Source organism: Catellatospora coxensis (assembly GCF_016862635.1).
Lineage (GTDB): Bacteria > Actinomycetota > Actinomycetes > Mycobacteriales > Micromonosporaceae > Catellatospora > Catellatospora coxensis.
Map to the genome: position 1 here is coordinate 1 of NZ_BONI01000134.1, position 14,705 is coordinate 14,705.

The 14,705-nt window shown below is 71.6% G+C and carries 11 protein-coding genes and 3 tRNA genes; 4 read left to right on the plus strand and 10 right to left on the minus strand.

Features of this window, described 5'->3' with window-relative positions; all coding sequences use genetic code 11:
• Positions 1–55 precede the first annotated feature (55 nt).
• The 7 genes from Cco03nite_RS40465 to Cco03nite_RS40495 all read right to left on the minus strand — a co-directional run bounded on the left by Cco03nite_RS40465 (position 56) and on the right by Cco03nite_RS40495 (position 8,525).
• A tRNA-Asp gene (locus Cco03nite_RS40465) sits at positions 56–132 on the minus strand.
• 56 nt (positions 133–188) lie between these two features.
• A tRNA-Glu gene (locus Cco03nite_RS40470) sits at positions 189–261 on the minus strand.
• Between the two features lie 130 nt (positions 262–391).
• Positions 392–1,207: a polysaccharide deacetylase family protein gene (locus Cco03nite_RS40475; RefSeq protein ID WP_203699353.1), complete on the minus strand. Its 816-nt coding sequence runs from the start codon at positions 1,205–1,207 to the stop codon at positions 392–394.
• A gap of 86 nt (positions 1,208–1,293) precedes the next feature.
• Positions 1,294–1,845: an isopentenyl-diphosphate Delta-isomerase gene (gene idi / locus Cco03nite_RS40480; protein ID WP_203699354.1), complete on the minus strand. Its 552-nt coding sequence runs from the start codon at positions 1,843–1,845 to the stop codon at positions 1,294–1,296.
• Positions 1,842–3,269, minus strand: a complete 1,428-nt coding sequence (gene crtI / locus Cco03nite_RS40485; protein WP_203699355.1) for a phytoene desaturase family protein — start codon at positions 3,267–3,269, stop codon at positions 1,842–1,844. Before crtI ends, idi begins: the two co-directional genes overlap by 4 nt.
• 169 nt (positions 3,270–3,438) lie before the next feature.
• Complete coding sequence (locus Cco03nite_RS40490) at positions 3,439–5,712, minus strand: WD40/YVTN/BNR-like repeat-containing protein (protein ID WP_203699356.1); 2,274 nt, start codon at positions 5,710–5,712, stop codon at positions 3,439–3,441.
• A gap of 71 nt (positions 5,713–5,783) precedes the next feature.
• Positions 5,784–8,525 (minus strand): cellulose binding domain-containing protein, encoded by a 2,742-nt coding sequence (locus tag Cco03nite_RS40495; RefSeq protein ID WP_203699357.1) that lies wholly within the window; start codon positions 8,523–8,525, stop codon positions 5,784–5,786.
• Positions 8,526–8,872: 347 nt separating this feature from the next.
• Here Cco03nite_RS40495 and Cco03nite_RS40500 point away from each other — a divergent pair, with 347 nt between their 5' ends.
• On the plus strand, positions 8,873–9,421 hold the full coding sequence (locus tag Cco03nite_RS40500) for a hypothetical protein (RefSeq protein WP_203699358.1): 549 nt from the start codon (positions 8,873–8,875) through the stop codon (positions 9,419–9,421).
• Positions 9,422–9,496: 75 nt separating this feature from the next.
• Here the strand turns inward: Cco03nite_RS40500 and Cco03nite_RS40505 are convergent, their stop codons facing one another.
• Both Cco03nite_RS40505 and Cco03nite_RS40510 read right to left on the minus strand, forming a co-directional pair.
• A complete protein-coding gene (locus Cco03nite_RS40505) occupies positions 9,497–9,700 on the minus strand; it encodes a hypothetical protein (RefSeq protein ID WP_203699363.1) in 204 nt (67 codons plus the stop codon).
• A gap of 119 nt (positions 9,701–9,819) precedes the next feature.
• A complete protein-coding gene (locus tag Cco03nite_RS40510) occupies positions 9,820–10,836 on the minus strand; it encodes a LuxR C-terminal-related transcriptional regulator (RefSeq protein ID WP_203699359.1) in 1,017 nt (338 codons plus the stop codon).
• 349 nt (positions 10,837–11,185) lie between these two features.
• On the opposite strand from Cco03nite_RS40510, the gene Cco03nite_RS40515 reads away from it, so the two are divergent.
• Both Cco03nite_RS40515 and Cco03nite_RS40520 read left to right on the plus strand, forming a co-directional pair.
• Positions 11,186–11,908, plus strand: a complete 723-nt coding sequence (locus Cco03nite_RS40515; protein WP_203699360.1) for a PP2C family protein-serine/threonine phosphatase — start codon at positions 11,186–11,188, stop codon at positions 11,906–11,908.
• Between the two features lie 36 nt (positions 11,909–11,944).
• Positions 11,945–13,249 carry a tetratricopeptide repeat protein gene (locus Cco03nite_RS40520; RefSeq protein ID WP_203699361.1) on the plus strand — a complete coding sequence of 435 codons (1,305 nt, stop codon included), beginning with the start codon at positions 11,945–11,947 and terminating at the stop codon, positions 13,247–13,249.
• An 83-nt stretch (positions 13,250–13,332) separates the two neighbouring features.
• On the opposite strand, the gene Cco03nite_RS40525 is transcribed toward Cco03nite_RS40520, so the two are convergent.
• Positions 13,333–13,407, minus strand: a tRNA-Lys gene (locus tag Cco03nite_RS40525).
• A 429-nt stretch (positions 13,408–13,836) separates the two neighbouring features.
• On the opposite strand from Cco03nite_RS40525, the gene Cco03nite_RS40530 reads away from it, so the two are divergent.
• Positions 13,837–14,705, plus strand: an 869-nt coding sequence (locus Cco03nite_RS40530; RefSeq protein WP_203699362.1) for a cellulose binding domain-containing protein, incomplete at its 3' end; no start/stop codon positions are given.

The window sequence follows — 14,705 nt, forward strand, 5'->3', positions numbered from 1 at the left end:
GGACGCTCGTACCAACTGAGCTACCTGGCCGAAACCACCGGGGGTGGTCGAACATTGGCGGTCCTGACGGGACTTGAACCCGCGACCTCCGCCTTGACAGGGCGGCGAGCACTCCGACTGCTCCACAGGACCTTGCACTTGCCTTGCTCTTCCTTGCTACCGGGAGACCTTATCAGGTCCCCGGTCCGTGCCCCCAACGGGATTCGAACCCGTGCTACCGCCTTGAAAGGGCGGCGTCCTAGGCCGCTAGACGATGAGGGCGGCCGAACCATCATCGCACACAGCTGCGGTAAAGCTTGCAGCTGCCTGTGATGGTGGCTGTTGCTCCCATCCGGCCCCGCCGGAGGCTCGGAAAGCATATGTGACCAGCGGCCGTTCCGCCAAATCGGGGTCAGAACGTGTCGGGCAGCCTGATCAACTGGTACTTCGCGCGCAGGCCACCGATGATGCCGGGCAGCGCGGCCAGGGTCTGCGAGCGGTCTCCGCCGGCGTCGTGGAGCAGCACCACGCCCCCGGCCCGGGTGCCCTTGACGACCCGGCTGGTGATGGTGGAGGCGGCGGGTTTGCGCCAGTCCTGCGGGTCGACGGTCCAGTGCAGCGGGCTCATGCCCAGGCTGCGGGCGACGCGTACGGCGGCGGCTGTCCAGTTTCCGCCCGGGTGCCGGAAATAGCGGATCGGGACGCCGGGCGCGGCGGCGTGGATCGCGTTGTTGGTGGCCCGCATGTTCGAGCTGATCTTCGCCTCGGACCAGGTGCCGAGCTTGAACTCGTGGTTCCAGCTGTGGTTGCACAGGGTGTGGCCCTCGGCGACGATCCGCCGGACCAGCGCGGGGTGTGCCTGGACCTGGGTGCCGACCAGGCAGAAGGTCGCCTTGACGCCCCTGGCGCGCAGCACGTCGAGCACGCGCGGGGTCCAGGTGGGGTGCGGCCCGTCGTCGAAGGTCAGCGCGACGCCGGCTGAGCCGCTGGTGCGCTGCAGGACGTACGACTTCTCGGTGGTGGGCCGGGTCGTGGGCGCCTTGCTGGGCGTGGGGCTGGCCGACGGGCTCGGGCTGGGGCTGGGCGAAGGGCTCGGCGACGGAGACGGCGAGGGCGAGGCGGAGGGCGATGGTGCTGCCGTGGGCGCTTTGCCGCCGCAGCCGGTCGCCAGCAGGAGTGTGAAACCGGTCACCACGGCGACGAGGCCGTGGGCGCGCCGCAGCTGCATCGCCGCTCCCCCAGGTCGGTCCACCCCCGTGGAGACCTCAGGGTGCCACAGTCACGCCCGTGGCGAAATGGGGCGCAGATTGCGGTTCAGGACACCTCGCCGAGCGCGGGGACGGCCACCGCGGTGACCCCGGCCAACCAGGGGGCGAAGTCGTCGGGCCGCTCGTCCAGTGCGGCGAGCAGGTCGGCGGGGGCGACCCAGCGCAGCGCCGCGACCTCGGCCGGGTCCGGGCGCGGGGGCTCCGAGCCGGGGCCGACGATGCCGAGCAGCACGTGGTCGTACTCGTCCTCGACGCGGTCGGTGGACGGGTCGACGGCGCGGTAGGCGTACACCCCGATCTCGGTGAGGGTGACGCCGCGCACGCCGATCTCCTCGGCCAGGCGGCGCGACGCCGCGGTGACCAGGTCTTCGCCCGGACCGGGGTGGCCGCAGGTGGCGTTGGCCCAGCGCAGCGCGAACCGGGTCTTCACCGCCGCGCGCTGCTGCAGCAGCAGGCGGCCGGAGGAGTCGAGCAGGTGCACGGAGAAGGCGCGGTGGCGGATGCCGGGCGCGGTGTGCGCGTGGGCGACGGTGGCCTTGCCGCAGGGCGTGCCGTGCTCGTCGACCAGCTCGACCAGATCCTCTTCACGAGACCTCATGCGCGCGCTCCGACCACTCGGCGGGCCGCGGCTCGGCCCGAGATCAGCACCATGGGCACGCCGACGCCGGGGCGGGTGCCCGAACCGGTGAAGACGACGTTACTCAGGGTTGGGTGAAGGTTACCCGGTCGCATCGGACCGGTCTGCCGCAGCGTGTGCGCGCTGGCGAACGGGGTGCCGTGGGTCATGCCCAGCCGGGCCCAGTCGTCGGGCGTGACCACATAGGACAGCGCGAGGTCCGCCCCGAGGTCGAGGTAGCCCCGGGCTTCCAGGGTGGCCATCAGCTCCCCGGCGTACCGGCGGCCGATCGGCCCGTCCCAGCGCACCGGCGCGGTGCGCAGGTTCGGCACGGGCGCGACGACCTGGTAGGTCTGCCGGCCGGCCGGGGCGGCCGTCGGGTCGGTCCGGCTCGGGTTGGTGACCAGGATCGACGGGTCGCTCATCAGCTCGCCGCGGTTGACGACCTCGTCGAAGGTCTGCCGCCAGGACCGGCCGAAGTGCAGGTTGTGGTGGGCGATGCGCTGGTAGCCGCCGCGGTCGTCGCGGGTGCCCAGGTGCAGCACCACGCACGACGGCGACGGGGTCAGCCGGCGCAGCCGGGCCGGCGGCATGCCGGGCAGCAGGCTGTACGCGGTGGGCAGGTCGGGGTTGAGCACGACGGTGTCGGCGGTGAGCCGCTCGCCGTCGGCGGTGTGCACGGCCACCGCCCGCCCCGAGCGGGTCTCCACCGAGGTCACGTGGGTGTGGTAGCGGAAGTTCACGCCGTGCTTCTCGGCCGCCGCGGCCAGCGCGCGGGGGACCGTGTTCATGCCGCCGCGCGGGTACCAGACCTCGGTGACGGTGTCCAGGTAGGACGCGGCCTGGTGGTCGCGGCCGGTGAACAGGTTGCGGAAGGAGAACAGCCGCTGCGTACGCGGGTCGGCGAAGAAGTCGGTGAGCCGCCGCCGGGCCCCCTCGGTGGCCAGGGTGCGCCAGTGGCCGGCCGGGTCGCGCCGCTCGAACTGCTGCAGCCGCCGGGCCCAGCGCAGGAAGCGCAGGTAACCCGCGGCCTCCTTGCCGCCGCACAGCTTCGCGATGGCCGACACCATCTTGTCCGTGTCGGCGTGCACGTCCAGCGTGGTGCCGTCGGGGAAGTGGGCGCGGTAGGCCGGGTCGAGCCGGATCAGGTCGATCCAGTCGTGCAGGTGCTCGCCGACCGCGGCCAGCGGCTCGGCCAGCAGGTCCGGTGCGGTGATCATCGTGGGGCCGGTGTCGAACCGGTGCCCGTCGAGTTCCAGCACGCCGACCTGGCCGCCGGGGTTGCCGGAGCGCTCGATGACGGTCACCTCGCGGCCGGCCCCGGCAAGATGCAGGGCGCAGGAGAGTCCGCCCAATCCCGCGCCGACGACAATCACATGGTTTGTCGGCCCCATTACGGTTCGCACGAATTCATGGTGGCACGTTCGGCCGGACTGACACGCCAAACAGCTGGCGATGTGTGCCGTTTGCCCGATATCTGACAAGTAGCGGAAAGCCCGCCACCGCACGCGGATCGATGCGATACCGGTTGCACCGACCGGCGACCCGAGTGCGGTGGCGAGGCATTCACGCAGGTCAGCGTGGTTCGCCGACGATGATGCCGCGGCCGTTGGTGCCCACGTAGACCCGGCCGTGCACCCGCGGGTCGCCGATCACGACCGCCCCGGTCCACGCCCACTGGTGGCGGTCGTCGTTCAGCCGGATCCAGTGCCGCCCGCCGTCGTCGGAGCGGAAGATGCCGCGTACCCCGCGCACCTTCGCGCTGGTGAAGACCGCCGGGTAGGAGCGGCGCGGAGCCGCCTTGCCGAAGCCCACGTTGTCCGCCTCGTCCACGCCCGCGAGCCGGGTGAACGTGCCGCCGCCGTCGGTGGAGCGCCACATGCCGTACGCCCCGCCGGTCTTGCCGCCCGCCAGCCAGACGTCCCCGGCGATCCCGGGCACCGCGTGGAAGCGCACGTCGCCCTCGGCCGGCAGACCCGTCGCCGCGGCCGTGAAGCCGGCCCCGCCGTCGGTGCTGACGTAGAAGACGCCGGCGGCGAAGGCGTACATCCGGGCCGGGTCGACCCGGTCGGACTCGACCCGCGCCCCGGCGGGCACGCCCACGCTGGGAGTCCAGGTCGCGCCGCCGTCTGCGGAGTGGTGCACCGCCGCGCCGTCAGGCGACCAGAGCACGCGGGTGCCGTCGGCGTTCACCGCGACCCGGCCGCCGCCGGTGCTGCCGTCCGGCTGCGACGCCGCGGGGGTCCAGGTCGCGCCGCCGTCGTACGAGATGCCGAAGCGTTCCCCGCCCGTCGGGTTGCCGACCCGCACCACCGTGCCCGGCGCCAGCCCGGCGAAGTCCAGGCCCGTGGTGCTGCCGTGGGTCGGGTTCGCGAACATCAGCCCCGGGTTGGCGAAGTCGTGGTGCACGAAGCCGCCCACATCCCCGACCGCCGAGATCAGGTGCGCGCCGATCGGCGGGCTGACCAGGTCGAGCACCGCCGTCTCCTCCAGGCCCCGGGCCCGCACCTCGATGCGCACCGTGCCGCCGGTGTCCCAGTCGGTCAGGTTGTCCGTCGCGTAGATCGTCGCGCCGGTGCCGTAGAGCAGCCGGTCCGAGTCGAACGGGTCGATCTCCAGGGACTCGGTCATCCAGCCCAGCTTCGGCGCCTCCTCCGGCAGCGGCGGCGTCGCGTTCCAGGTCAGCCACGGCGCGTCGGTGATGTCGAGCTCGTAGCGCTTGACCCGGTTCGGCCACGCGCCCCAGTCCCAGGACCGGGTCCAGGTCGCGCCGCCGTCGGTGGTGCGGAAGAACACCACGTCCGGCCACCAGGCGATCTGCGTGGCCACCAGCAGCGTGCCCGGCCGCTGCCGGTCGATGGTCAGGCCGGAGTAACCCCAGCCGCCGTTCTCCGGCGTGACGTCGGTCCAGGTGTCGGTCGCGGTGTCGAGCTTCCAGACCTTGCCCGAACCGCCGTCGTACGGCCCGCCGGTGTCACTCGTGGCCAGGTAGAGGAAGCCGCCCACGTGGTCGAGCACGCCCTTGTGCGGCACGTGCCCGGTCGGCGCGCCCGGCACGGCGGCCCAGGTCGTCCCGCCGTCGGTGGAGCGGTAGAGCGGGTTGTCCTTGTCAGCCACGCCCACGTAGATCGTCTGGGTGCGCCGCCGCCGGGTGCCGGTCCGCGAGTCGAACACCACCCAGACCACGCCCTGCAGGTCGTTGGAGTACCCGCTGGTGTCGTTCGGGTCGGCCCGGTACGTGCCCGGGTTCGGGAACGCGCTCACCTGCGCCCAGCGCTCGCCGTGGTCGGTGCTGCGCCACAGCCCGTGCCCGCTCGGCGCGCCCAGGTAGAGCACCTCGTTGCGGTTCGGGTCGATCGCCAGGCGCTCGCCCATGCCCCGGCCGGGCATGTTGCCGCCGAGCTTGAACGGCAGCTCGGTGACCTTCCAGGTGCGGCCCCGGTCGCGCGAGCGCAGGACCGCCCCGGGGTTCGGGTCCCAGTCGTTGGTGTACGTCCCGACGGCCGCGTACACCCGGTCCGGGTCACGGGCGTCGGTCGCCAGGCTGGCCACGCCGGACCAGCCCCACCTCTCCCAGCCCACCCAGTCCAGCAGCGGCGTCCAGCGGCCGGTGGACGGCTGCCAGCGGTACGCGCCGCCGATGTCGGTGCGGGCGTACACCAGGCCGGGTTCGGACTGGTTGAACACGATCCCGGGGACGAAGCCGCCCCCGACGATCTCGACGTTGTCCCAGCGGTAGCCCTGCCCGCCGGCCAGCGCCGGTGCGCCGAGCAGCGCCGCCCCGGCGGCCGCGCCGACACCCACCGCGCCGCCGAGCAGGCCGCGGCGGGAGATCCGTGCCTCGTTCATCTGCTTCCTCTCCGTGCACGAGCGAGGCGTCCCTCCCGTGGGAGAGGGACGCCTCGGTTCTCAGGGGGCGATCACAGCGCCGTGCAGGTCACCGGCGACGGGATCGGGTTGGAGCTGTTGTTCCAGGAGGCGTTGAAGCCCGCCGTGGTGCTGGTGGTGGGCGCGAGCACGCCGTTGTAGCCCTCGTTGACGGCCTGCACCGCGGACCCGGTCTGGGTCTTGATGCCGCCCCACATCTGCGAGATCACCTGTCCGGCGGTGAAGGTGAAGTTGACCCGCCAGCCGGACGTGGCGACCGTGCCGGTGCTGGTCACCTTCAGCTCGCCGGTGAACCCGCCGGGCCAGGAGTTGAGCACCTTGTACGTCGCCGTGCACGCCTTGCCGCCCGGCCCGGACGGGCTGGGCGACGGCGACGCGGACGGTGAGGGCGACGCGGACGCGCTCGGCGACGCGCTGGGCGAGGCCGACGCGGACGGCGAGGCCGAGGCGGAGGAGGACGGGCTCGGCGGCGGGCTCGACGGGGTCACCGTGGCGTCGCCGTAGATGATGCCGCGGCCGTTGGTGCCCAGGTAGACGCGGCCGTACGTGCGCGGGTCACCGGTGATCGCGTCACCGGCGTTGCCGTACTGGTGCTGGGCGTCGTTGATGCGGACCCAGGTCGCGCCGACGTCGTTGGAGCGGTACACGCCGCGTACGCCGTCGATGGTGGCCATGGTGTAGACCGCCATGTTGGTGCGTCCCGGCGCGGCCTTGCCGAAGCCGATGCCCACGCCGCTGGCCGACGCCGCGAACTTGGTGAACGACATGCCCGAGTTGGTCGACCGGTACACGCCGGTCTCCCCGGCCAGCCAGAGCTCGCCCTCGACGCCCGGCATCGCCTTGAAGTTGCCGGTCGCGCCCAGCCCGGTGGCGGTGCTGGTGAAGCTCTGCCCGCCGTTGGTGCTGACGTAGAACGTGCCGTTGTACAGGGCGTAGAACTTGTTCGGGTTGACCCGGTCCGACTCGACCTTCGCCGTGGCGGGCACGCCGCTCGCCTGGCTGAAGCCGCCGCCGAAGCTGGTGGCGTAGAAGACGCCGTTGGCCTCGGTGCTCCAGACCACGCGGGTGCCGTTGGCGTTCAGCGCGACGGTGCCGCCCTGCGCGCCGCTGGGCGAGCTGCCCGACCACCAGTTCGCGCCGCCGTCGCTGGACACGCCGATGTTGGTCTGCCCGTTGGCGGTGCGCGCGCCCTTGCCGACCCGGACCACGTAGCTCGGGTTCAGCTCGGCGTAGTCGAGGCTGTTCGTGCTGCCGAAGTACGGCATGTCGAACATGTCCGGGACCACGTCCAGGTTGGTGTGCCGGAAGCCGCCGATGTCGCCGACGCCGGAGATCAGCGGGGAGGTGCCGGTGGGCGGGCTGATCAGGTCCAGCACCGCGGTCTCCTCCAGGCCCTTGATGAACGGGCTCAGCGCGACCGTGCCGCCGGTGTCCAGGGCGGTCATGTTGGTGGTGCCGTAGATCGTCGCGCCGGTGCCGAACAGCATGCGGTTGGAGTTGAACGGGTCGATCTCCAGCGCCTCGGTCATCCAGCCCAGCTTCGGCGACTGCTCGGGGGCCGACTTCTGCTCGTTGAAGTCCAGCCACGGCACGCCGGAGATGTTCAGCGTGTAGCGGTTGGTCCGGTTCGGCCAGGCGTAGTCGTAGAACTGCCGCCAGGTCGCGCCGCCGTCGGTGCTGCGCCAGATGAACGTGTCCGGGTACCAGGAGCTGTAGCCGGTGACCATCAGCGTGTTCGGGTTCTGCTTGTCGATCGACAGGCCCGAGTAGCCGAAGTAGTTGTTGTTCGTGTCGCTGGACGGGACCGGGCTGATCTGGGTCCACGTGCCGGTCGACAGCTGCATCTTCCACACGTCGCCGTGGCCGCCGTCGTACGGGCCGCCCTTGTCGCTGGTGGTGATGTAGAGGTAGCCGCCCGCGATCTCGCCCTGGTGCGCGAGGTAGCCGGTGGGCTGGTTCGCGACCCGCTCCCAGCTGGTGCCGCCGTTGAGGCTGCGGTACACGGTGTTCTGCAGGTCCGCGACGCCGACGTAGATCGTCTGCGTGGTGTTGCCCGCGGTGCCGGTGGACTTGTCGAACGCCACCCAGCCGATGCCCTGGCTGAAGTTCAGGTAGTTGTTCGTGTCCGCCGGGTCCTGCACGTAGTTGCCGGCGTTCGGGAAGTTGGTAACCTTCGCCCAGGTCACGCCGGAGTCGGTGCTGCGCCACAGGCCGTTGCCGGCCTCCGCGCCGAAGTAGAGGGTGCTGTTGCGGTTCGGGTCGATGGCCAGGCGCTCGCCCATGCCGCGGCCGGGCATGTTGCCGCCGACCTTGAACGGCAGCGTGGTGGCGGCCCAGGTCGCGCCCTTGTCCGAGGAGCGCAGGATCGCCCCGTTGTTCGGGTCCCAGCTGTTGAGGTACATGCCGACGGCGGCGTACACCTTGTTGGTCTGCACCGGGTCGGTGGCCAGGCTCAACACGCCGTTGTAGTTCCAGTGGTCCCAGCCGGCCCAGTCCAGCAGGGGGATCCAGCTGCCGGTGGACTGGTTCCAGCGGTACGCGCCGCCGATGTCGGTGCGCGCGTAGATCAGGTTCTGCTCGGTCTGGTTGAAGATGATGCCGGGCACGAACCCGCCACCGTCGATACGGACGTTCTTCCAGGTGTACGGCTCGGACGCGGCCGCCACGGCCGGGGTGCCCCCGGCGAGCTGGGTGACGACCGCCAGCGCGCCCGCCGTCAGGGTGGCGGCGAGGGTGCCGGCGAGGGTGCGGGTTCTTCGGGCACGGGGTTGCATCTGTGGCACTCCAGTGGGGACGGGTGCCGCTGGCGCACAGATGGCGGGGCGGGCCCGGGCAGTGACAACCGCCGCACCGCCTGTGCCGGCAACGGCGACAGAACGTGCGTATGCGTTTGCGCGGGACTGCCCTCGGCTGCGCGCACCGGTCCCGTGGAGAGGTTCACACGCCCGTCACAGGCATGTCAATAGTTTGATGTGCCAACGAACTCGCATCCGATGTGCCCGGTCCGGGCATGTCGGCGAGGCCGCCCGGCTCAGATCACATAGGAGACAATGGTTAGGTGCGGCTTGCCCGGACGTTGTAGGGTTCGCCCGCGATCCCTCAACCTCTCCGGAGCTCGATCATGAGTGAATACACCCCTCAGGTGAACCTGGTCAGCCGCACCGGCGCCGGTGTGGTCGGCGGTGTCGCCGGCGGCCTGTTCCTGGCCCTCGCGCTGCAGATCACCGGCCACATCAAGCCGTACGCCCAGCTCGTCGGCGAGGTCGAGGCCTCGACCGCATGGGTCATGGTGCTGATGGTCGCGGGCGCGGCCGGCGGCCTGTTCGGCGCGTTCGTCGGCAAGTTCATCCGCGGCCAGATCGTGCCCGCGGTCGGTGTCGGCCTGGTCTGGGGCATGATCACCTGGCTGGTGCTGGCCATGCTGATCCTGCCGCTGTTCGGCGACGGCTCCGTCTTCGGCATCAAGGAGGCCGGCGGCATCGTCATCCTCGGCGTCTACGTCGTCTTCGGTGTCATCACATCGATCGTGTACGCCATCGCCGGCCCGCGCCGCCGCCACTACTACCGCCGCCGCCGCGAGGTCGGCTTCGTCATGGCGATGCCCTCCATCCGCCGCCGTCGCCGCTCCCGCCGCTCCGACGAAGACCTCGTCGAAGAGCTCGAAGACTGAACGAGCAAAAGAAGGGCACCTTCTACAACGCGGAGCGTTGTAGAAGGTGCCCTTCTTAACGCTCGGGCGACGTTCTCAGAGCTGGCGGGCTATCTCGGCGAGCACGTCGGAGGGGACCTCGACGACGGTCTCGTGCGCCGGGATGTCGAGCTGGCGCAGGGCCTCCGGGTCGGTGACCCGCCACCCCTGGACCACGAACGTGTCCCGGTCGGTGCGGTACAGCGACGGGCAGTTGGTGTCCCCGGACAGCACTGTCTTGCGGATGAACGTGAGCTGCACTGGTCCCCCTGGGTAGACGGCACGGGCGCGTGGTCAGCTTAGCGAAGTAAATGGTGCAAATCGCGTAAGTCGGATGTCTCGCGTTCGCCCGGCGGCGTGCGGCGAACCCGCCCAGCCGGTCAGCCCCGGCGTACCGCCCACAGCGCGGCCTCGGTCCGGGAGGCCGAACCCGTCTTGCGAAGCAGGTTCGACACGTGCACCGCGACGGTCCGGATCGAGATGTCCAGCGTGCGTGCCATCTGCTTGTTCGACATGCCGGCGGCCAGGCAGCTGAGCACCTCCTGCTCCCGCGCGGTCAGCTCCGCCGGCCGCTCACGGCAGTCCCGCTCGGCCGCGACCGGCGCCGGACCGCGCCGCAGGTGGCCCGGGAGCGGCTCGTCGAGCAGCGCCTGCGGACCCCGCCCGGCCGTCGCCGCGAGCAGCTCGACCAGCCAGTACGGGTTGCCGCCGGTCCGCTCGCAGACCGCCCCGGCCAGATGTTCGGGGATCGCGCCGTGCACCTGCCGGACGATCTCCGCGACGTCGGCCGGTCCGAGCGGGCCCAGGTGCTGGCGTACCGCCCCCGGCGCGCCCGACAGCCGGGCGAGCGTCCGCGCCACCAGCTCCGGCGAGTCCGCGGTCTCCGGCGGGCGGCTCGTCACCAGGAGCAGCGCCGGCAGGTCGGGCGCGGCGGCCAGCTCGCCGACGAGATTGAGGCTGGCCGGGTCCAGCGCGTGCAGATCCTCCACCACCAGCACCGCCGGACCGGCGCCGACCAGCGCCCGCACCGTACGCACCGCGAGCCGCAGCAGCGCGCCGGGCGCGTACCGCTCGCTCGGCGCGTGCGGGTCCTGCGCCAGCCAGGCCAGGCCGTCCGCGGGCACCGGCAGGGCGTGGGTGTCCCGGCCGCTCAGTACTGCCGCCAGCCAGTCGTACGGGGCCGGGGTGTGCACCCGGGCCACGCCGTACAGCACTGCGGCCGGTCCCGGGGACAACGCCGCGAGCACGCTCGTGACCAGGCGGGACTTGCCGACACCCGCCGCGCCGGTGATCGACACGACCGCCGCCGGGGCCGGACCGCCGCCGCTGACGTGCGACCAGCGCCGGACGAGCTCCGCCAGCTCGGCCGCGCGTCCCACCATCGGCACCGGCGTCATCGCTTCACCATACGTACCAACGTCACGAGCGCTTCTGCTGACCTGCATGCGGTCAGGCCCGGCACGGCGCCGCAACGCGGCGTGGCGATGCCGATCCGCCCGGACCGCGCCCAGGCGGCTGACGCGGATCCGCGCCGAGTGGTGTCGGACACGCCGCAGCCGCCGGGTCCGGACAGAACCGAACCGCCGACGGGCGGCCCCCTCCCCCGGCCTGCCGAGAAAAACGCAGCTCAGCACGGTTGAGACCGGGTACGGTCGGCGGCCGGCAGGCACCCGGCGCCCCAGCGCTCGCCGGGATAAGTACTACTGCTTAAAGACAAACCGCGTCTCAGTAGGCAGGCTATGCACCATGACCCTGAGCCTGCACGCCGTCGCCCGCACCGATGCCGGACTCGTCCGCGAGAACAACGAGGACTCGGCGTACGCGGGCAGGCGCTTCGTGGCGGTGGCCGACGGCGTCGGCGGCTCCCCATCGGGAGAGGTGGCCAGCCGGATCGTCATCGAGACCCTGGCCCCGCTGGAGCAGGACAACACCCGCAACGGCGCGGACGCGCTGCTGGCCGAACTCGCGGTCGCGAACCGCCGCATCCGCGAAGCCATCGAGGCCGAACCCGCCATCGACGGTATGGGCACGACGCTCACCGCGGTGCTGCTCGGCCCGGACGACGCGACCCTGCTCCACGTCGGCGACTCCCGGGCGTACCTGATGCGCGGCGGCCGGCTGCACCAGCTCACCGTGGACGACACGCTGGTTCAGGCGATGGTCGAGCGCGGGCTGCTCGCCCCCGAGGAGGTCCGGCACCACCCGCACCGCTCGATCATCACGCAGGCGGTGCAGGGGCGGGAGTTCACGCCGACGGTCACGACGTTGACCCTGGAGATCGGCGACCGGCTGCTGCTGTGCAGCGACGGCCTGTCCGACATCGTCACGGACGAGGCGCTGGGCGAGGCGCTGCGCGGGTACACCGACGCGGAGGCGATCGCGGACCGGCTGATCAAGCTGGCGCTCGCGGCCGGTGCGCCGGACAACGTGACGGTGGTCGTCGCGGACGTCACGGCGTACGCGTTCTGACGGAAGTATCAGAAGGGGCCGGTAGCTTGCCGGCTCATGGATGAGAGCACGTACGTCCCGTACGGCATGGTGCGGCTGCTCGTGGAGCGCGACTGCCTCGACACGTTGCGCGCGGAGGCGGACAGGGGCGACTGGCGCTGCGGCGCGGCACTCATCGACGAGCTGGTACGCCGCGGCGAGGCGGAGGCCGCTCTGGCGGTATGCCGCACGTTCGTCCGGCCGGATCGGTGGAACGGCGCGGCCGACAAGACGGCCGCCGTCCTGGAGGCCTCCTACGGTCTGGAGGAGGCGGTCGCGTTCGTGCGGCCGTACGCCGCCGCCGGCGAACGTAGCGCGGTGCACCGGCTGGCTGCCCTGCTCGGCCGACTCGGCCAGGTCGACGAGGTGTTCGCCCTGCTCCGTCCGCGCCTCGACGACTGGTGGATGGCATCGAACCTGGTCGAGGCGACCGAGGGTCAGGGGCGCGACGAGGACGTCATCGCCGAGCTGGAGACCCTGGTGGCCGCCGTGGAGCGCCATCCCGACAGGTGGCAGGCCAAACCGTGGAACGCGGCGGAGTCGCTGGCGACCGTGCTGGACCGGCAGGGCCGGTCGGACGAGGCGATCGCCCTGCTGCGCAGAGTCCGGCGAACGTCGGTCAACCAGATCGAACACCTGGCCGACCTCCTCCACAAAGCCGGCCGGGAATCGGAGTTGCGGGATCTCGTGGCCGGGGAGGGACGGGAGCACGCCGCCTACCGCCTGGCGAACCTGCTGGAGGAGCAGAACCGGCTGGCGGAAGCGGTGGACACGCTGCGTGCCTTCACCGACGCCGGCAACATCAACGCGGCATCCGCGCTGGCCGAACTGCTCCGTCGGCACGGCCGCGGCGAGGAGGCGGTCGAGGTGCTGCACACGGCTGTCCGGGCGGAAGGGGCAGCGCACGGGTGCACGCGGCACCACCTGTGGACACTCCTGGTCGAGGCGGAACGGCCCGAGGACGCGCTGGGCCACCTGGACGAGCTGGAGCGGGAATTCGGCCCCGAGGAGCTCTTCCGTGATCGGCTCTGGCTGCTCGCCGAGTGCGGGCGAAGCGAGGAGGCCCTCGCCCGCGTACGGGCACATCCGCAAGCCGGAGAGGACGGCTTCTTGCAGCTGGCAGCCCAGACACTGGATGACCTGGGCCGGACCGACGAGGCGATCGCGCTGCTCCGGCCGCGCGCCACATCCCACTTCGTCGGCAACGACCTGGCAGAGATGCTGCTTCGCCGGGGAGAGGTCGACGAAGCAATGGCGGTGGTCCATGCGCTGGAGCCGCTGAAGCTGTGGCCCGATTCAGGGGCTGGCGTCTCGCCGGATTGACAGATCGGGCGTGCGCCACGTCGTGCCGCCGGAGCTGTCGAGGGCCCTCCCGGTGCTCCGGGAGGGCCCTCGACGTGGTGCGTTGGTGGGCCGCCAGGGACTCGAACCCTGAACCTACGGATTAAAAGTCCGCAGCTCTGCCATTGAGCTAGCAGCCCTCGACCGCTCAGGCTACCGGATCGCCCGGTTCGGAGTCGTGCGGTATCTGGCCGGAGCGGGTCGCGGTCGTCCGGGAGCCGCGCCCGCGGTCCGGCCCGCCCTTCGACCGGCCGTCGGCAGGGACGGGAGCCACCCTTGATGGGAGCGCTTCCAAATAAAATGATCGAAGTGTTGTGTGCGGGTTACGACTATGCAAACATAAGCCCGTTCGCGTATGGGAGCGCGCCCACGCGAGCTATGCCGCCGAGGGCACCCGGGTCACCGGGACGGCGGAGGTACCACCGGAGCGATCCGGTCGATCACATCGCGCCTGGCCGGGCCGGGCGTACGTACCACCTGCGACCCTCAGCGCGGCCGTCCTCTCGGGCCGTGACCGCGGGTCTACACCGTGCCCTGATCGGGCCACGGTCACCGCCCAAGGAGATGGTATGAAATTCCCGATCCGGCTGACCGGAAGGCGCAAAGTCGTCGCGCTGACCGGCGCGAGCACCCTGGTGTTCGCCGGCCTCGTCACGATTCCCGCGACCATGGCGCACGCCGCCCCCGGCTGCGACATCACGTACACCACGAACGACTGGAGTGAGGGCGCCGGCACCGGCGGCTTCACCGGCACCGTGGTGGTCAAGAACACCGGTGACGCGATCACCAGCTGGACCCTGAAGTTCGCCTTCCCGGGCGGGCAGACGTTCACTCAGGGCTGGTCGGCGAACTGGACCGCCTCCGGCGCGAACGTCACCGCGACCAACCTGTCCTGGAACGGCAGCCTCGGCACCGGCGCGTCGACCAGCATCGGCTTCAACGGCCGCTGGACCGGCAGCAACCCGAAGCCGACCGCGTTCACCCTGAACAACGTCGCGTGCACCGTCGGCGGGGTCACCCCGACCGCGAGCCCGAGCACGCCCACCAGCCCGAGCGCCTCGCCGAGCGCCAGCGCGAGCCCGAGTGCCAGCCCGAGCGCGTCGGCCAGCCCGAGCGCGAGCCCGAGCCCGAGCAGCAGCCCGAGTACGTCGCCGAGCCCGACCGTGCCCGGTGTGAAGGTCGACAACCCGTACTCGGGGGCCCGCGGCTACGTGAACCCGGAGTGGAGCGCGAAGGCTGCCTCCGTGACCGGCGGCAGCCGGGTCTCCAGCCTGTCCACCGCCGTGTGGCTGGACCGGATCGCGGCGATCGAGGGCACCTCGAGCAGCAGCTCGAACGGCTCGATGGGCCTGGAGGACCACCTCGACGAGGCGCTGCGCCAGTACAACGCGGGCAGCGGCCCGCTGGTGGCCCAGTTCGTGATCTACAACCTGCCGGG

What these genes read in the sequence shown, in the direction of transcription:
- Cco03nite_RS40515 (WP_203699360.1), top strand. Translation starts at nt 11,186, where the DNA reads ATGACCCTGAGCCTGCACGCCGTCGCCCGCACCGATGCCGGACTCGTC.
- Cco03nite_RS40520 (WP_203699361.1), top strand. Translation starts at nt 11,945, where the DNA reads ATGGATGAGAGCACGTACGTCCCGTACGGCATGGTGCGGCTGCTCGTG.
- Cco03nite_RS40500 (WP_203699358.1), top strand. Translation starts at nt 8,873, where the DNA reads ATGAGTGAATACACCCCTCAGGTGAACCTGGTCAGCCGCACCGGCGCC.
- Cco03nite_RS40490 (WP_203699356.1), bottom strand. Translation starts at nt 5,712, where the DNA reads ATGAACGAGGCACGGATCTCCCGCCGCGGCCTGCTCGGCGGCGCGGTG.
- idi (WP_203699354.1), bottom strand. Translation starts at nt 1,845, where the DNA reads ATGAGGTCTCGTGAAGAGGATCTGGTCGAGCTGGTCGACGAGCACGGC.
- Cco03nite_RS40475 (WP_203699353.1), bottom strand. Translation starts at nt 1,207, where the DNA reads ATGCAGCTGCGGCGCGCCCACGGCCTCGTCGCCGTGGTGACCGGTTTC.
- Cco03nite_RS40510 (WP_203699359.1), bottom strand. Translation starts at nt 10,836, where the DNA reads ATGACGCCGGTGCCGATGGTGGGACGCGCGGCCGAGCTGGCGGAGCTC.
- Cco03nite_RS40495 (WP_203699357.1), bottom strand. Translation starts at nt 8,525, where the DNA reads ATGCAACCCCGTGCCCGAAGAACCCGCACCCTCGCCGGCACCCTCGCC.